This window comes from Endozoicomonas sp. PH6C, assembly GCF_059322965.1.
The window spans coordinates 1880314-1897695 of record NZ_CP185342.1 but is presented as its reverse complement, the minus strand read 5'-3'; the positions used below and the strand labels follow the sequence as shown (position 1 = coordinate 1897695).

General features: G+C 47.9%; 22 protein-coding genes and 1 tRNA gene. 15 read left to right on the top strand and 8 right to left on the bottom strand.

The window, feature by feature from the left end:
• Position 1 precedes the first annotated feature (1 nt).
• Entirely contained in the window at positions 2–982 is a 981-nt protein-coding gene (locus tag ACOMG9_RS07705; protein WP_494530022.1) for a recombinase RecT, read from the bottom strand.
• A 247-nt stretch (positions 983–1229) separates the two neighbouring features.
• Between ACOMG9_RS07705 and ACOMG9_RS07700 the strand changes: the two genes are divergently transcribed.
• Positions 1230–1355, top strand: a complete 126-nt coding sequence (locus tag ACOMG9_RS07700; protein WP_257253224.1) for a hypothetical protein — start codon at positions 1230–1232, stop codon at positions 1353–1355.
• 297 nt (positions 1356–1652) lie between these two features.
• On the opposite strand, the gene ACOMG9_RS07695 is transcribed toward ACOMG9_RS07700, so the two are convergent.
• The gene (locus tag ACOMG9_RS07695) at positions 1653–1943 is read right to left on the bottom strand and encodes a hypothetical protein (protein ID WP_448216473.1); all 291 of its coding nucleotides are present in this window, start codon (positions 1941–1943) and stop codon (positions 1653–1655) included.
• 388 nt (positions 1944–2331) lie between these two features.
• Here ACOMG9_RS07695 and ACOMG9_RS07690 point away from each other — a divergent pair, with 388 nt between their 5' ends.
• Positions 2332–2637, top strand: a complete 306-nt coding sequence (locus ACOMG9_RS07690; RefSeq protein WP_448216472.1) for a HigA family addiction module antitoxin — start codon at positions 2332–2334, stop codon at positions 2635–2637.
• A gap of 42 nt (positions 2638–2679) precedes the next feature.
• On the opposite strand, the gene ACOMG9_RS07685 is transcribed toward ACOMG9_RS07690, so the two are convergent.
• A complete protein-coding gene (locus tag ACOMG9_RS07685) occupies positions 2680–3699 on the bottom strand; it encodes an integrase domain-containing protein (RefSeq protein ID WP_494530021.1) in 1020 nt (339 codons plus the stop codon).
• A 446-nt stretch (positions 3700–4145) separates the two neighbouring features.
• On the opposite strand from ACOMG9_RS07685, the gene ACOMG9_RS07680 reads away from it, so the two are divergent.
• A complete protein-coding gene (locus ACOMG9_RS07680; protein WP_448216470.1) occupies positions 4146–4283 on the top strand; it encodes a hypothetical protein in 138 nt (45 codons plus the stop codon).
• A 198-nt stretch (positions 4284–4481) separates the two neighbouring features.
• Here the strand turns inward: ACOMG9_RS07680 and ACOMG9_RS07675 are convergent, their stop codons facing one another.
• Both ACOMG9_RS07675 and ACOMG9_RS07670 read right to left on the bottom strand, forming a co-directional pair.
• Positions 4482–6917 (bottom strand): DEAD/DEAH box helicase family protein, encoded by a 2436-nt coding sequence (locus tag ACOMG9_RS07675; protein ID WP_448216469.1) that lies wholly within the window; start codon positions 6915–6917, stop codon positions 4482–4484.
• Between the two features lie 3 nt (positions 6918–6920).
• Positions 6921–7505: a class I SAM-dependent methyltransferase gene (locus ACOMG9_RS07670; protein ID WP_448216468.1), complete on the bottom strand. Its 585-nt coding sequence runs from the start codon at positions 7503–7505 to the stop codon at positions 6921–6923.
• A gap of 152 nt (positions 7506–7657) precedes the next feature.
• Here ACOMG9_RS07670 and traN point away from each other — a divergent pair, with 152 nt between their 5' ends.
• Positions 7658–8182, top strand: coding sequence for a conjugal transfer protein TraN (gene traN, locus ACOMG9_RS07665; RefSeq protein ID WP_494530386.1), 525 nt, complete (start codon positions 7658–7660; stop codon positions 8180–8182).
• A gap of 17 nt (positions 8183–8199) precedes the next feature.
• Here traN and ACOMG9_RS07660 read toward each other — a convergent pair whose 3' ends face one another.
• Positions 8200–8502, bottom strand: coding sequence for a type II toxin-antitoxin system RelE/ParE family toxin (locus tag ACOMG9_RS07660; protein ID WP_494530020.1), 303 nt, complete (start codon positions 8500–8502; stop codon positions 8200–8202).
• A gap of 5 nt (positions 8503–8507) precedes the next feature.
• Complete coding sequence (locus tag ACOMG9_RS07655) at positions 8508–8750, bottom strand: type II toxin-antitoxin system ParD family antitoxin (RefSeq protein WP_494530019.1); 243 nt, start codon at positions 8748–8750, stop codon at positions 8508–8510.
• Between the two features lie 61 nt (positions 8751–8811).
• On the opposite strand from ACOMG9_RS07655, the gene traL reads away from it, so the two are divergent.
• The 11 genes from traL (at position 8812) to ACOMG9_RS07600 (ending at position 17115) form a co-directional block, all read left to right on the top strand.
• Complete coding sequence (traL, locus tag ACOMG9_RS07650; protein ID WP_422137534.1) at positions 8812–9093, top strand: type IV conjugative transfer system protein TraL; 282 nt, start codon at positions 8812–8814, stop codon at positions 9091–9093.
• A gap of 50 nt (positions 9094–9143) precedes the next feature.
• Positions 9144–9644 (top strand): TraE/TraK family type IV conjugative transfer system protein, encoded by a 501-nt coding sequence (locus ACOMG9_RS07645; protein WP_494530018.1) that lies wholly within the window; start codon positions 9144–9146, stop codon positions 9642–9644.
• Positions 9645–9669: 25 nt separating this feature from the next.
• Positions 9670–10434 carry a hypothetical protein gene (locus tag ACOMG9_RS07640; protein ID WP_494530017.1) on the top strand — a complete coding sequence of 255 codons (765 nt, stop codon included), beginning with the start codon at positions 9670–9672 and terminating at the stop codon, positions 10432–10434.
• Between the two features lie 10 nt (positions 10435–10444).
• Entirely contained in the window at positions 10445–11605 is a 1161-nt protein-coding gene (locus ACOMG9_RS07635; protein ID WP_494530016.1) for a TraB/VirB10 family protein, read from the top strand.
• 18 nt (positions 11606–11623) lie between these two features.
• Positions 11624–12019: a TraV family lipoprotein gene (locus tag ACOMG9_RS07630; protein ID WP_448216463.1), complete on the top strand. Its 396-nt coding sequence runs from the start codon at positions 11624–11626 to the stop codon at positions 12017–12019.
• A 14-nt stretch (positions 12020–12033) separates the two neighbouring features.
• Positions 12034–12372, top strand: a complete 339-nt coding sequence (traA, locus tag ACOMG9_RS07625) for a TraA family conjugative transfer protein (RefSeq protein ID WP_422137529.1) — start codon at positions 12034–12036, stop codon at positions 12370–12372.
• A 140-nt stretch (positions 12373–12512) separates the two neighbouring features.
• The gene (locus tag ACOMG9_RS07620; RefSeq protein WP_494530015.1) at positions 12513–13571 is read left to right on the top strand and encodes a TraI domain-containing protein; all 1059 of its coding nucleotides are present in this window, start codon (positions 12513–12515) and stop codon (positions 13569–13571) included.
• A complete protein-coding gene (gene traD, locus ACOMG9_RS07615) occupies positions 13561–15384 on the top strand; it encodes a conjugative transfer system coupling protein TraD (protein WP_494530014.1) in 1824 nt (607 codons plus the stop codon). The genes ACOMG9_RS07620 and traD overlap by 11 nt, the downstream gene beginning before the upstream one ends.
• 21 nt (positions 15385–15405) lie before the next feature.
• Complete coding sequence (locus tag ACOMG9_RS07610; RefSeq protein WP_448216460.1) at positions 15406–16026, top strand: IncC plasmid conjugative DNA transfer DtrJ family protein; 621 nt, start codon at positions 15406–15408, stop codon at positions 16024–16026.
• Positions 15984–16883, top strand: coding sequence for a conjugal transfer protein TraF (gene traF, locus ACOMG9_RS07605; RefSeq protein WP_494530013.1), 900 nt, complete (start codon positions 15984–15986; stop codon positions 16881–16883). The genes ACOMG9_RS07610 and traF overlap by 43 nt, the downstream gene beginning before the upstream one ends.
• Positions 16864–17115: a helix-turn-helix transcriptional regulator gene (locus ACOMG9_RS07600; protein ID WP_448216458.1), complete on the top strand. Its 252-nt coding sequence runs from the start codon at positions 16864–16866 to the stop codon at positions 17113–17115. Before traF ends, ACOMG9_RS07600 begins: the two co-directional genes overlap by 20 nt.
• A gap of 69 nt (positions 17116–17184) precedes the next feature.
• On the opposite strand, the gene ACOMG9_RS07595 is transcribed toward ACOMG9_RS07600, so the two are convergent.
• A tRNA-Arg gene (locus ACOMG9_RS07595) sits at positions 17185–17261 on the bottom strand.
• Between the last annotated feature and the right edge of the window lie 121 nt (positions 17262–17382).

Below are 17382 nucleotides of genomic sequence, written 5' to 3'. Positions count from 1 at the left end.
CTTAAACAGCCTGTTTTGCTGATTCTGCCTGCGCCACATCCAGCCGGAACAGGCAGTAATTCAGAGCATTACCATCTTCCTTAAACCGCTCCTGGGCAAAACCCTGAGCGGCGGTAAAGGCTCCTGTTCCCCTGGCTCGTTCCACAATCTGCTCAATAAACGACACAACCTGTGGTTCAAGACCATTGGGCTCAGGCACTTCATCACCAATAATGGCTTTCGCCGGTAATAATTCCCCTGCTATCTCAGCCAGCGTGTCATCCTGAACATCCGGCTCAGGCGACACAAGCCCAGCATTTTCCTTCACTTTCTTGCCCGCTGCTTCTGCCAGCTTTGACTCAGACTCCCGCAGATCAGGCACAGGATCATCCATCTGGGTTTCCAGTAACCGTTCAGCTTCATCCGGTTCAAATAATCCGCTGAGACCATAGGAAATCCGAATGGCCTGAATCTGAGACTTATGGCGAAGCATTCGCTTAGGACAAGTCTGCCAGGGGCCAGGAAATTTCTTGCCATTCTTTATCACCGCAGGCCGGTACAGCTCATCAAGATACTCACGCACCCGGATCGCATGTTCCCGATCTTTACGGTGAACCGTGCACTCAATCCAGGGATGGCAGGGTTTCATATCCTCATCGAACTGGATAAGTTCATCGGGATAACCGAATTCAATCCCATCACTTTCTTGATACGAGTTCATGATACAAACCCAACCATCGACAGATATCACAGGCAATACTCCACCTTTTCTGTCGGATAAAGCCCACACCTGCCGGATAAATGGGTTCAAACCATAGCTGTCTGCCACTGCCAGCAAAGACAGCATTTGCTCCCGGGTGGGAACGCTGCCGTTCTGCTGTCGAAACGCAGTCTGCGCCAAAGTATTCAACAACTCATCTTCACGGAAGCCATAGCGCTCCGCAAAACGAGCCACCAGATCGTTGGCACTGCCACTATCATTAACAACACAAGAATGATTCATAAGAAGTTCTCTCTCACTTTCCTGAAAACAAGATGCAAGACAGAACTTCCCCGCATGACAGAGAAATTCTGCCATGCACGACGGCACGGATGCCGGAGCTAGGGCAACGCAGGAGCAGTTGCCGTGAGGCACGAATAAGATTCTGGCGAAGCCAGAAGCTCATACGACGTAGGTGGATCACCGAAGCGATCAATGGACACGAAAACAGACTTTCTCTGCTAACGTCATTTGAAAATTGATGCTCTGAATGCCTGATCGCAAAGCTGACAGGCTGATTCCGGAATGCCACTTCCCTGTGACAACCACCTCACCGCTGCGCGTGTTTTATCTGCCGGATCTGCAAAACACACTGACCTGTGAGATCGTATTCTGATCATTACCGTTGTAGCGGTCTCATCAAGGATGAGGTCACTACGCCATAGATCATATTCCAGGAAGGAGTGGTAACTATAGGACACATGATCGGTAATTCAATTTTTTCGAGTCGTCCACAACTTGCTTAGGGCTTTAGTCATTCACGATTCTATTTTCTATTTCAGAGATTCAGCACACACTGTGTGCGGAATTGAGCGGGTTTCATATCAGTCTGATGATGCAAGTTATGAGTCTACCAAGACAACGATCTAAGCGGTTTGCGACCTGCATGACCTGATTCTAACTACAATGATTATCAAATATAGGCAGTGCAGCAAAAACCGTTAATGACATGGATAAACCGGGCTACCACCTTCATCCATTGAAGGCCGACCGTGAAGGCCTTTGGGCCGTTTTTGCCTTTGCCGGGATTGAACTTCTCGGTGGCGCGCTGGTCTAAAGTTAATGAATCCCCCGCTGGAGGACGGAGCACTACGTCAACCACCTCGTATGAGATGTTGCTAGTACCGGTTATTGCAGCGGGGTTTTCTTTTTCTGCTTCCAGTTGATAATGCTGTTTAGTGCCTTTTTCCAGAACCTTGAACACTAGCTTCACATCAAAGGGTTGACCTTTAACCAGTGTTTTTGCATCAAGATGGTAGAGTCCTTTTATGTCTTTCCTTTCACTACGATCCTTTGAAAAACACTGGATTGATCGCACTGCCGATAAGTTTAGGAAGTGCCGGAATGACCAGTGCCCGGTTTCGGTCGTAATAAGTAGGTTTTAATGGGTGCCTCAAGCCTTGCCAATTAAGTACTACATTACTATTCAAGGCAAGGCTGTATACTTCTTTATCCTTATATTTTGCTTTCACATATTCTCTGGCTGCCTGATAAAGTTCCTCTGTTGTGTATTCAGATCAACGTAACTGGCGCATTGTGTTTGAATTTAAAGACGGAGATGCCTACATCGTAAACTATGAGGATTACCACTGATGGCCATACAACAATTTGACCCACCTCACCCAGGGGCATTGATCTACCGCACCTATATTGAGCCATTCACCTCAATGACCGCTAACAGAATTGCCGACCAACTGGGCGTGGCCAGAAGTACTTTCAATCGTTTGCTGAATGAAAAAGCAGGTGTTTCACCGGAAATGGCCATTCGACTGTCCGAAGTACTGGGTGGTTCTGCTGAAAGCTGGATGACACTTCAGGAGAGCTTTGACTTGTGGAAAGCCAGGCAAGTGGTCGATACAGCAAACCTGGAACGCATTGATTTTAATCAGGTTGCGTAGTGACTGATTCTTCGTGTTGCCCAGTTATTTCAGATCGCTAATTCAACGTCTTTTTTTCGGCAGTTGCACTTTGCTTCTATCTCGCTGATTACTGCCAATGTAGGCTGAAACCACAGTGCTTCTGTGATGGCCTAGCAGATCAGCGATGGCTTTTCGGGCTTGAAGATCGTCGTGTTTATCAATGGTGATACCACTTGATAAAACGGGAGCAGAACAACCTGTAATTTGTTGATATTGTTCGCAAGCGTAGGCTGCCCGGAGATCGTGCCGATTATTCAGCCCATACTTTTTGAGAACCGGACCGCTGTGCATTCGCACCAGTGCCAGAAAATCCTCAAGCTTCTTACCGACAGGTATCAGGCAGTCGTTGTCACCCTGTAACTTTACCGCTTGAGACAAAGCCATACGTGCATAGCCGGATACTGGAACCCACCGTTCAACTCGTGAAGGACTGGTAGACGTCGATTTACCACGACCACCTTTTGTACCCCGCTCTATATCGACTTTTCCGCAGGCTTTGTCTTGTTTAAAGGCCCTATGGCAATCAAGCATTACAGCTTCTCGGGAACGCAGCCCAAGCTCTCGACACAAACCTAAAACGGCTGCTATTCGCTCCTGCCCTTTCAAAATTAACTCAGCTTGTGCCTGAGCCAACTTTTCCCTGCTTAGCTCTGGAGGTTCAGTGCGAATCTTCTCCCGGTTTACCTGCAAAGCCTCAGAGGGTTTTATCCTTATATCTTCATTGCCTCGCAAAGCCTTAAGAACCACATTACAGGTAGACAGCAGATTCTGTGCTGTGGCGACAGATAATGGTTTGCCCTGCCCCTCCAGCCTTGCCCGTAGGTAAACGGCATAGTGCTTCAATGTCTGGTTATTCACCTGATGGGCTTCAAAAATATTCCGGGTATGACTCCAGGCACAAAACTGTTTCCATCGCTCAGAATGGGTTGCCACCGTACAAAACTGACCCGGCATCATTGCCCTGAGCGCATTTCGTCCGGCATAAGACAATTGTCGGCCAAAACCAAAATTATGGTCGTTACGACTTAAAAAACGAGACACAACTCTACCCCTCCATCCCAATCTGGCACATCGGACAATCAGTCCCGAAACCCTGAACAAAGTTCAATTCGAAGCCACATCACGCAGTGGCCAGACGGGACAGCCTGTAACGCAAGGGTTGCGGGCAGTGACGCTCATTGCTCCAGAGAGCTGAGCTTTGCTGATGCCAGCAGCTGAGGCGGTTGCTGTTATAACCAATACTGAAGAATGGCCGGGTTTAGCACGTTCGCCTGCTTATAAAAAAGTTGATCAAATCATCAGAAAGTGCCGGTAGAAGACACTGGTCTGGCTGTAGGGTACGGATGCCAATATATCCAGAAAGGGTCTCTTGAAACGGCTTTTTGAAAATGCGCTGTAACCGGATTTCAGTGCGCATTTACCTGTGACCCGATGTAATGGGTGATGGCAAACACAGGTATTCACGCTCTGAGAAATGGGCAGCAAATGTGACAGGTTATTCTGACGAACAGAACAACCCGGTAGCAAGAGTGGTTGAGTTCTGGTGTCATTACAGCAGAGAAGCTGCTGAGTGGAATGACTCGCGAAGAGTGCTTGGTGCCTCACGGCAGTGCGGGTTTCTGTAATAGTTAACGTTGAAACTTTAGTTTCTCCATCCATTACGGAAACAAAAGCCTGCCTATATAAAGCTCAAGTTTTCCCAAGCTATAGCAGTCTGAAATTCAATAGTCCAAAGAATAGACATAGTTTTTTTGCCTCGACAGCAAAATCTGTGGGGCATTTCTGGCTCGGACAGGTTGCCCAGTGCATGATATTAATGATCACTAGCTTTGTCGCAGCCCCTTCCTCACACAGTACTGCTCCAGCCTCAGCTCTACCAGCTCCTGCACCAGCCGATGCAAAATATCCCGATGTTCCCGCTGTATATCCGTTTTGAAAGTAAACCGGCCATGTCTGACTTCAAAAAAGGTATTTTCTCCCTCAGCAAACGCTTTGATTGGGTTTCTTTTCCAGTAATTATGCCAGCCGTTATCTTCAGCAGACATTGCTCGCTGCCCAGCAGGCAGTTCAGAGTTATACAGCGTTGGTCGGCGCTTAAGTAGATGCCAGCTTCTGGCGGCCAGTGCTTCTGTGGTCGGTGCCGAGATAAAACCATCCAGCTCCAGAAAGGCATCAAGCAAAATCATCTTGAAGCATTTAGTCATGTTCGTCTGCTCTATACCATCCAGTAAAAACTGATGATGATTATTGGCCACTTCCGACTCGGATTTATTCAACTCTTTCAAATGTTCAAGCAGTTTGAACCAGCTGCCATGCTCAGATCGAACTCTATTGAAGTCAGTCTCCGTTTCCGCAAGATAATGATAAAACTCTGTCGCAGTGGGGCGATAGCCAAGCAGTGATTTCAGGGATTGATACTCATCCACCATGCTGGGTTTTTGCTTGCGAGCCATACGCTCCAGAAAATCAACCACTTCCGGGTCATAGTTAGCAAAACAGCCAATGGGCAAAGTGGTGATCTGTTGTCTAATTTGCTCTGTAACCTGACGGATAGAATGACTATTGTGTAAGGCAACCGGCTTGGTCAGAAACGATTTATGGTTACCAATAAAATCAATCACTACCAGATACTGCTTGTCTTTATGCAGGCGCAACCCCCGCCCTAGCTGTTGCAGAAACAAAATTTTAGATTCTGTAGGACGAAGCATCAGCACAGTGTCAATGGCAGGCAGGTCAGTCCCTTCGTTAAACAGGTCTACAGAAAACAGTACATCCAACTCACCTGCTTCCAGCTTTTGCAGGGCTTCATGTCGGCGAAGCTCAGAGTCGCTATAAACCGCTGCCGCCCGGAACCCTGCTTTGGTAAATACCGTTGCCATAAAATCTGCATGCCGCTTTGATATACAAAACCCGAGCGTCCTTACCTGCTTCTTTTCCTGCCAATGGTTCAGAATATGCTCTGCCCGCTTACGGGAAGCAAAGGCACTCTCCAGAGCTCCGGTATCAAACTTGCCGTTACGCCATGGAATTTCATCGTAATCGACGTATTTGTCATTAATACCAAAATAATGGAAAGGAGTCAGTAGACGTACATTAATGCCGTGTACCAGATTGCGCTCAAACACCAGGTTGTTGTCGCAAAGACTGAGAATATCAGCCTGATCGGTTCGCTCTGGTGTCGCAGTCAGCCCAAGCAAAAATGTTGGCTCAAAATGCTTGAGAAGGTTACGGTAGGTTCTGGCATCGGCATGGTGAAATTCATCCACCACAATATAATCAAAATGATCTTCGCTGAACTGTTTCAGGTGTTCCTGCCGCCCAAGGGTCTGCACGGAAGCAAACAACATATCAGCCTCTTTATTACGCTGCTTGCCATTATAAAATCCGGTGCGTGCATCAGGTCGAATTCGCACAAAGGTTTGCTGAGCCTGCATTAGAATCTCTTCACGATGCGCTACAAACAACACTTTCTCTGCCTTGCATTGCTGAGTATCAAAAGCCGCAAGCCAGGTTTTACCCAGACCCGTTGCCAAAACCACCAGTCCTCGCTGATATCCATCCAGTCGTGATTGTTGCAATGCCTGCAAAGCCTCAGTTTGAATATCACTGGGCGTGGGGGCTTCAATGAGTTCTTCAGCTTCAACAGCCACCAGCCGCATTTTACGATGGCGTTTCAGGTAACTATCAATCCAGTCATGACTTAAAGGAAGAACAAGGTTATGTCTGAAAATTTCATGGAACTGGTGGCGGATACGGGCAAACTGCCGAACATAAAGGTCATCAGAGTCGCCCTTACATTGCAGACGAAGATTCCATTCATGCCCCGTGGTTAATGCTGCTTTACTGATATTACTGGAGCCTACATAAGCACTGCCTTCAATAAAATCACCATCATGGGTATGGATAAAGATGTACGACTTCATATGGAAGCTTTGCTGACCATCGCACTGATAAATGCGAATATCTGCGCCCCTCTCTTTTAACAGCATCAGTTCCCGCAAAGCCTGCGGGTCAGTCACATCCAGATAATCAGAAGTCAGCACCTTAATCACTATGCCGCGATCAACTGCATCGCATAAAGCACCAAACAACAACTTCAAGCCACTGATGCGTATGAAGGCAACCGTAATCTCAATTTCCCGCGCCCGGTTAATAGCATCTCTCAACTTGGGCAGCAGTGGATCATTCAGCCCTCCGGTTGTCAGCAGAGCAGAATTGTTATCAATAGGATACGAAGGATCAAGCGGTCTTGCTTCCATACATCAAGTCTTTTTCAGAATTGCGTTTAACCAGTGTTCATTTTCACGGCCAGGCCGTAAGTCCTGAGTGACCCAGGTTCTGGCGATGCTCAAATCACTTTTTGCCAGAATCTTCTCAAGCCGTTTTTCATCGAGATGGGTAAAATGCCTTCCCCCCCGTTCTTCTTCACCACTACCCAGCTTGAACGAGCAGTAAAAAAGTCCACCTGATTTCAATAAATTACCAAGGTGAGAGAAAGTCATAGCCAAATTTTGAAGAGGAACGTGAAGCAGTGAGGCACATGCCCAGATAGCATCAAACTTTACTTCGGGGCTGTAATCTATAAACAATGCATGTTTGACATCCAGCCCTGTCAGACAGGTAGCTCGTTCAGCCATACTTCTGCTGCCATCAAATGCAGTAACTGTAAAACCAGCTTTCAAAAAAGCCAGAGAATCCCGCCCTGAGCCACATCCGGCGTCGAGTATATGAGCTTGATCAGGTAATAGTGGTAGAAACCGGTCGTATAATGCCTGTGCATCAACGCTCACGGTAGAGTCATAGAAAGTATCTGAATTGTCTTCATAAAAGGCTATGGTTTTAGACATATAGAGGCATAACTACTAAAAAATCGATAGGTTTGATGATGACACTAAGGGAAGGGGTTGGACAATAGAAAGTCCAAAGAATAACGATATTATTCCTAACAATTGGGATAGTTACAATGTAAAACTACCAGAAGCCATCAGCGACAACTTTCCTGACACAGGGGATTATCCAGATCACCAACAAATGTGAAACCGAAGAATTTGAATTAGCCGCCAAACGGGAGATGAAAACCTGCCATAAAGTCGGCAGCTACAGGGAAAACAAGTTTTTGGGATTGAGCAGCATGGAGTACAACCGCTATTGCTGTTTCAGTTCACCCCTTTCCCGCATCATGCAAGTGCAGATCAGGAAGCAGCTGAACACTGGATGCGGCTCTGCCGAACATCCCGATTGCTCGGGTATAACGCCTGAAACTCTGCAAGCTGTGAACTGGAACCAGATTGACCTTAGCGAGTGGCTGGCATTGTTAAAATTGCAAAACAAACTGCCAGAGTTGAATGCTGATACATTGAAACAGTTGAATCTGGAAACTCTGACGGGCAGAGGGTCAAGGCTGGATTTCGACCAGCACAGGGAGGACAGTCGAAAACGATTGGAAGCCCGATACGACAGTATTACCCCATCAGAACTCAACCACTATCAAAACACCAAAACTATAAATCTTCGACAGCAGTGAGCATTTCCCAGAATCGATCAGTATTTTTGTGATTGAAAATCCATCGATTGGTGAAGCACTCTGACAATTAATACACCATTCACCGTTTCTCTGAAGAAAACGATATGAGCCTTCACAGGGTATGATTTGAGCCCTTTTCTGAGGTCATCCCGGCATCGAGCAAAGCCCGGTGTTTCGGCCAGTCGTTGAAAGGTATCAAAAAGATTTCGGATATACAGATCAGCCTGCTCTTCTCCAAACTCACTAACGGTATAGTCATATATGCCTTCCAAATCCTGTCGTGCACGGGGCTTGAACAAGTACTGCTTGTATGGGGGCATAAGGGTTAACGTTTTTTCATTTGGGAAAGGAACTTTTCAACTTCAAGATCAACCGGTTCACCACTGTTATCACCTTCGTCAATCATTGCCCTCAATTGCTCCAGGTTTGACGAAGCTTTCTGTTCTCTCAGGTTTCTTAACGCCTCGCGCACCACTTCACTGACGGATGAGTACGCACCGGAATCGACCAGCTGTTGAGCATAGCCCTGAAGTTCGTCTCCAAGGCTGATGGTTAATGTTCGAGCCATATTGCACCTCCTGTAAGAATATGTCTTACAGAGTATAGGCGGTAAGTGAGTCGAAAGCATCATGGAAATCCCCCGCACCATCAACGACCCCATCCAGTTCCTGTTCTGGTCTCTGGATGAAATCTACCCCGTAGCCGTGGGCCTGATCTGGGGTATCTGGTTTGACCAGCTGCTTCTGGGCATGCTCCTGGGCTGGATGGCGATTCGTGTCTATCGACGGTTTCGGGACCGTCACCCTGACGGCCACCTGAGCCACCGGCTTTACTGGCTGGGCTTTTATTTTGTAAAAGCCAGAACCTTGCCCAACCCTTATGTTCGGGTCTTTTACCCTTCCCGAAAATGACCATTCAAAACTATCTGCGTCGTCTGAAGCAATGGCGTCAGCAGCTCTGTATGGACAGGCTGATGTTACTGGTACTGGTGCTGACGAATGCACTACTGCTTTTCCACTGCCTGAGTCGCAAACCGGCTGTTGAGTTGAGCTTGCCGTTTATGGATGGACAGGTTGGAATTCAGTCCAGTGCAGCTTCTCGGGTTTATTACGAATGGTGGGGGCTGTCTCTGGCTGAATTGCTGGGCAATGTGAATCCGCAGAATCTGTCGTTTGTTGAATCCAGGCTGCAAAGTCTGCTTTCACCCAATCTGCACCGGCAAGTCCATGAAATATTGAATCGGCAGTTCCACCAGTTACGGGAAGACAATGTTTCCCTGAGCTTTGAGCCATTGCAGCTTGAATTTGATGAAAACACTCATGAGGTCAGAGTGACGGGGAACAGTGCTCTCTCATCGGGCCATCAACGCCTGTATGGGCAGAAAACCTTTACCTTTCAGTTCAGTCTGATCCGTTATCGCCCTGTGCTTGCTGTCATTCAGATTGAATCTGATCTGAAGTAATCCTCCTTTATTCAGCGATTCCTCTATGAACAAAGCGCTTGTTGTTGTCTGTTTTTACTGTTCATTGACTCTGGCAGCTGCACCAGTCAAGTTGCAGGTATCACCGGGTCAGCAGCAACCCGTAACACTGAGTCGTCTACACCTGAACCGAATTGTCACGCCTTTTGCCGCTCCCCAGATTCGAACTATTGATCAGGCTGATATTCGGATTGAAGGTTCAGTGATTTATCTCTCTTCACAGCAAGAAGAACCTTTTGTCGTGTATATCACTCCTCATGATAATGAGTCTCATGCCTTTTCTTTGCTGGTAACACCACTGGATGTTCCTCCCAAAGAAATCCAACTGTCACTATCAAAACAATGGCAGCAAAAAATCAGCCATAACAAGGCATTAGCAAAACGATTCGAAGAAGCCTCGGACTATCAGCAGGCTATCACGGAAGTGCTTGCTGCGCTGGTGAAGGGACAAATACCGGAAGGTTATGAACTGAGCGTGTTGCATCAATCCGATATTCAGCATTGTGAGCAGGACGGCCTGATGTTTGATTTTTCCAAAGGCCAGCAGGTTCAGGGGCATCACTTCAGCATTCTGATAGGCACTGCCCAGAATAACACCGAAAAGCCGCTTACATTCCATGAAAGAAATTGTCAGGGCAGCCACACCGCCGCTGTCGCCATGTGGCCAAACAACAAACTGCATCCCGGCCAGCGAAGAGAGCTGTTTATTCTTCTGAATACGCCTGATTATGAATCTGCTCCCATATTGCGCCCTTCTCTGCTGACCAAATAATCATCAAGCAATGAACACCATCAACCATTATTTAACACCAAGAATAAAGCGTTATGGCATTGTGTTGGGTACCGCAGTGGTTCTGGTCACCCTGATTTTTATGACCAGTAAGCGGCAGGATTCAGGCATTACCAAAACCCCGGAGCAAACTACCACCTCTGTAGACTTTACCGGTGTGCCACCCAAAGAGTTAACTCTGAACCGTATCAGTGGTGATCTGGAACGCATCCATCAGCAACAGAAAGCTTTGCATGAAGCACATCAACAAGAAATGGAGCGGTTGCAACAGGAAATTAGCCAGCTGAAGCAGCCCGTTCAACCCACACTCTCTGTTCCTGAACCTTCGTTGCCAGAACCTGTTCCGGATGTATTGCAGTGGAATCAGTACAGTCAATCACCAGTAACCCAATACAACGAAACAGATTACTATGACACACCTCCTCAACCACCCAGAACTATCCGGGTATTAGGAACTACCAACCCTCAGGCAGTCACCCTAAATTCAAAACCTGAGGATAAACCAAAGCTTTTGCGCTTACCGGCCGGAAGTCTGCTATCCGGCCAGTTAATCACCGGGCTGGATGTTCCGACAGGGCAAGGGGCAAGACGTGAACCTTATCCTGTCCTAATCCGCATCAAAGCTTCTGCCATTTTGCCCAATCGCTATCGCACTAACGTCAGGGAATGCTTTGTTCTGGCATCAGGCTATGGCGATCTGAGTTCCGAGCGGGCTTATCTTCGCAGTGAAACCCTGTCGTGCATCCTCAAATACAACGACAAGGAAGAAGTGATTGAACGACCTTTAGAAGGTTATATCGCCGGAGAAGATGGCAAAGCCGGATTACGTGGCAGGCTGGTCAGTAAACAGGGGCAGGTTATGGCCAAGGCGGCTATGGCAGGCTTTCTCAGCGGTATCAGTGAGGCCTTTGATACCAAACCCGTCCCAGTCTTGTCTGTAATCCCCAACCAGAACGGCCAGATTCAGTCTCCTTTTCAGTCTGGCTTAAAGGGCAGCCAAGCTCTGCAAAGCTCTTTGATTAAGGGCAGTAACAAAGCATTGGAAAAGTTGGCAGATTTTTACCTGCAGCTGGCTGACCAGATGGTGCCCGTCATTGAAATCAGCGCTGAACGTAAGGTGGACCTGATTCTCACCCGTGGTCTTAAGAACTAATCTTTCGAGGCTTTTTCTATGTGTAAACACGATACCAGAGCATTGCTTCTGATGGTTTCGCTGGTACCTGTTATTCAGGGCTGCTCACTGTTTGGTGTTGGTGAAGCTGAGTATGCCTGCCCGGAACCCGGCAAAGGCGTATGTAAATCGGCAAGACAGGTCTATCAGGATACCGGTTCAACGTCTGCTGAAAACCTGTTTCCTTCAGCTCCCAAAAACTATTCAGAACCCGATCTTCGTTTTGTAACGCCCGAAGCGATACCCAACCGCACACCCGCTCAAATCCTGAAAATCTGGATTGCACCCTGGGTTGACAAGCAGGGCAACTGGCACAGCGGCGGAGTTGTGATGACCGATATCGCACCAAGAGACTGGCAGTCTGCCATTCCCGTCTATTCACCGTCTGATGATTAATGGAGTCACTGAATATGTATGTACTGCTTGCTGATAGACCACAACTTGTTATGAAGCTGCAGAAACTGATGGTGTCGCTGGCACCTCTGATCATTCTTTCTCTACTGCCACAGGAGCTGCAGGCGGCCAATCCTGTCAATGTGACAGGTTCCACTGACTTTGCGGAAATTTATGGTCGTTTGGTGGGTTGGATCAAGGGAGACCTGGGACGAACACTGTCTATCTCTTTTGTCCTGATCGGACTGGCCTACGGCATGGCTCGTAACTCATTAATTGGCTTTGCTACCGGAGTAGGTGCCGCTGTGGGATTGCAGGTCACTCCTACAATTATCAACTCGATTTTCGGGCTTTAACCATGTCCACCTCAAAGGCTTTAGCCATTATCAATCAATGGTTACACCCGCATCACGCTGATGAAAAAATCCTATTACCAATCAATCTTCCAAAAGCTGATCAGCCTATACAACCAGGTTCAGGTTGCGCTGGATATCAGGTGAGCACAGGAACAATCCTGCATCAGCAACAAAAGCTTTTGGAACAGTTAAACGAGCAGCTGAATTTGCCAGCAGACCTGCAGCGCATGTTTGACCAAACACTGGATAATCTCACCCACTGGCTCCATCTCTTACCTGCTCATCCTCAGCACCACTGTGAACCAGCAGGCGCGATCCGCCATGCTCTGGAAACGGCCTTCTGGTCCGTCACAGCCATGCAGCAGATTCACAGAGACCATGACTTGTATCCAGATCAACGCAGAGCAAGGGAACCGCTATGGCGGTTAATGGCAGGGATCGCCGGACTTTTATATGACAGTGGGAGAATGACCTCTTGTCTTGTTGTTCAAACATCATCCGCAGAGCAATCAGCAGAGCAATGGCCAGCGTTCCAGAAACCTCTTGGAAGCTGGTTGCAACAACACCGCATTAGCCATTACTCACCCCATTGGAAACAGTGTGATAACGATCCCAGGAAACCATTAGGGCCAGAATATACAGCCATCAATCTGTTACTTTTGCCGCAGCTGACACCGCAGGCATTTCGCAATGCCCTGCAACCTGATGGCAATAATGGCGCTCTCTGGCAGACTTTTATCGGTGCGCTTACCAGACAAAAAAGCGGCCATGGCGTATCGCAAATCATCGATGCCGTTGAGCTGGCACGCCTGAAAAGCATCAAATTGCATTTCGAAAATGGGGAGGCGCTTAACCAGATCACAAAACCGTCCAAAACTGAGGATCAGCCAACAGAGGAAAAGGATAATGAACTCGGTTGGCTTGAGCTGGTTATAGGTAACCTCCACGCAGAGGATATCAAATGGGCGAAAGACAGCCTTCTGCTGCCTTGGCCTGATGCGGTCAAATCCAGGGAAACTCCAGAACCGGATATTCTGCTCAAACAATGGAACCAGAGAGGTTGGATCAGACCTGTTGGCAATCAGATTATTTTTCGACGTAATGGCCGACTGGTCATTGCTCTGCAACCTGTCATTTCCGAACAGTGCAAACAATGGTTGCCAACAAAAAACATCACGGGGACACAGCATGATCAGTGATCGCCCATATCTGCAAAACTGGCGACCCATTTATGAGTTGAGTTCTTCTGCCGTATGGTTCTCCGCCATGATTACAGCCTATACCTTATCGTTTTTCAGTTCACTGCCACTGATTGGTTTTGTCCTGACCTCTGCTTCCTGCGGAGTCATGATGTTCATTCGGCTGAGACAGGCTTTGCCAAGATGGCAACAGCATCGGCGGCTTAAGGGGAAAAAGCTGGCTCTGTTAAAACTAACGGAAAAAAAATGCCATTCATTGCAAACAAAGAATCAGGAGCAAGGCGTCTGGTTAGGCTGGGGCTTTGAATGGCAACGACACCACGGGCAAAGAGCCTGGGACCTATTACGAAGTGATAACCTGCCAACCAAATCAGAAAAAAACATGGGAGCAGGCTGGATTCACGGTATGGAAGAACATGAGGAGCCGTTATATCAGCCTCTTGAACAGACTCAGATGCATACCATGGTGATCGGTGTCCCGGGCAGCGGTAAAACCCGACTCTTTGATTTGTTGGTGACACAAGCCGTATTACGCAATGAGCCCGTTATTATCGTCGACCCAAAAGGCGACCATGATCTTGCTAGCCATACCCTCAGAAGTTGCGAGCTGTCAGGCAATCAATACCGATTTATGAAGTTCCATCCGGGCTTTCCTGTAAATTCCATTCGTATCAACCTGCTACAGAACTTCAACCGTTCCAGCGAGCTGGCCAGCCGGATTTCTGGATTGATGCCTTCCGGTGGTGATAATGCCCCCTTTCAGGCTTTTGCCCAAAAAGCCGTTGATGCCGTAGTTCAGGGCTATCTGCTCTGTGGTCAGCGCCCGACCCTTGTCATGATTCGTCAGGGACTGGAAGGTGGCGTCACCAGACTGCTGATTAGAGCGCTTACTATTGTCTGTACACGACACCTGGCTCAGGCAGCAGATATCATTCTGGCGAAGGAAGTTAAAGGCAAGAATAAAGCCGAAGCCAAGGCACGACGCTGGATAGAGTTCTATCGGGATAAGGTCATGCCTGAATCGCCCTGTATTGATGTGGAAGGACTGATCTCACTGTTCGAACATGATCGGGCCCACTATGGAAAAATGATTGCAACCTTACTGCCTGACCTGGGAATGCTGACAGGAGGCCCACTGGCCCGACTGCTATCACCTGATCCCACCGATACAGACGACCTGCGCCCCTGTACCCATACCGCCAGCCTGATTGAGCAAAACAAGGTGATGTATTTTGGGCTCGATTCCCTGTCTGATCCTATGGTCGGCAAAGCCATTGGACAGTTGCTATTGGCAGACCTGGCGGCCGTGGCGGGGGATCGTTATAACTACACAGATAGCAACGACAAACCCATCAACCTGTTTGTCGATGAAGCCGCAGAAGTGCTTTGCCCTCAACTTCTGTCCCTGCTTAACAAAGGCCGGGGGGCTCAATTCCGGTTATACGTCGCTTCTCAGACACTGGCTGATTTTGAAGCTCAGTTGGGCTCGAAAGCTGCTGCCCAACAGTTTATAGACAACTGCAATCACCTTATCTGCCTGAGAACACAGAACCCTGACACCCAGAAATTTATCACCGACAAACTGCCGCCGGTTCGTTACCGCTACTTTATCCGCAATCAGGGCATCAGCACCGACGCTAACCGCCCTATGGAATTCACCGGCAACCTAAGTGAACAGCAATTGGAAGAAACCGGAGACTTGTTTCCGCCGCAACTGCTTGGTGAGCTGCCCAATCTGGAATACGTTGCACGATTGGGCGGCGGACGTTTATTGAAAGGCAGAATCCCGATTCTTTGCTCCCCAAAATCCTGAACATCTGATTCCATCTTTCTTATGACAACATCTCAAAAACAAGCCAGTCCATTCGCAATCTGGTGTTTCGGGCTTGGCCTGATATTGCTCTGGCTTGCTTTTTCTGGCCAAAAGATGAACCAGTATCTGTACAAAGAGCAGCAACAATATGCCCAGAGGCTGGGGCGGGAGAATGCTCTATGGATTATGCGAACAGGCGACCAATTATATGCGACAACCATTGTAAAATCCGGCATTCAGCACTTTCTGATGGAACATACGACTACAGATCGAAGCTCGGGTGAAGGGTTGGCAAAGGCCATGGAGCTCATTCAGGGTGTGGTTAAGAGCTTGCTTAGTCTGATACGACAGCTGTTCTATCGAATCTCCGTATTGCTGGCTTGCCTGCCATTCTGGGGCGTAATGTTTATTGCAGCTATTCTCGACGGCCTTTTGATCCGAAAAATCCGTTATCACGATTTTCACTATACCAGTCCATTGCAAAACCTCTGGAGCCGACGGGCATCAAAATGGATTCCGGGTTTATTTCTTTATCTAATCATCATCCCTCTGCCGGTTCCAGTATTGCTGATTCCTGCCGCCGCCTGGCTGGCTGCACTATGTCTGGGATGGTGGACAGCCAACTGGCAGAAGAAAGTCTGATGCCCTTCGTTCTGCTATTAGTCGGAATATATTCAGTGACTGCTTCAGCTGAACAACAATGGTTTAGTCGCCACTCCGAAGGCTGGTTCTGGTATGAGCAGATTGCCGAGCCAGAAACCGACGAGAATGTAGCCAACGATCAAACCAAAAGACACCAGCCACTCACAACCGCATGGATCAGAGATAACATCGGTCAATACCTGGACAAAGCCATCGACCTTCCCAGTAGAGAAAACGTGAGTAAATACCTCTATCTCGACAGGCTGATAAAAGAAAAAGCAGAACGGTTTGCCTATGTTGGTAAACAAATCATCGAAAGCGACCCCATGCTGGATGAAAATGTCCGTCGACCAATCTCTCCGGCAGCGGCAAAAATCAAAGATGATATGGCTCATAAGGCCAGGGAAATTATTTTGAGAAAAGTTGCCCGGATAGCCGGACTGGTTTTCTACTACCGGGGCAGCTGCAGACTTTGCCATATTCAGGCCAGGACAGTGCAACTCCTGAGCATGGAATACGACTTTGAACTGATCACCATCTCTACCGATGGACAGTTGATACCAGCATTCCCAAACAGTCGAATAGAAAGGTCGCCACCTGCATCTCTTAATATTGCCACATACCCTGCACTGTTTCTTATGCAGCCTCCTGACAACATCGTTCTTATACGGCAAGGCTCCACATCTTTGACTGCCCTGACGGAACGTATTGTTGATGTTGCCTATCAACAAGGCTGGATCAATGAAAGCGAGTACCAGAAAACCAGAATCACCAATGAAGTCTGGAGTAGCAGTTTGCTACCTGAAAATATAAACCTGTTCAATAAAGGTAAACTCAATGAACCACCATACCGTTAAAGAACTCTCACCTGCCGTCCTGAATACAGCACAAGCAGCAAAGTACATCGGCCTGTCAAAATCTGAATTGGATAAAGCAAGGATTTCAGGAGAACTTTGCGGGGAAGCTCCCCCAAAATTTTTCAGGGTGGGCAAAAAAGTAGTCAGGTACAGGGTAGAGGATCTGGATAACTGGCTGAACAAGCAAAAAAGCTATGAAAGTCTGGCTCAGCAATATTCTGACAATGTGTAGTGCATCCGACCTATTGACGACCCATCGCAAGGATAAAAAAGGCTCAAAATCTGGAGCCTTTACTCTATCTGGCGCTCCCTGGAGGATTCGAACCTCCGACCTGCCCCTTAGGAGGGGGCCGCGCTATCCAGCTGTGCCAAGGGAGCATAGAAAAGCCAGCGGGCAGATCGTTCCGGCTGGCTGACTTTCATTTTAACGAATCGATGAAATTTTTCCAAGAATTAAAGTCGTTCTGAGCACTGTCTTAAGATAAATCCCTGTCGGCGA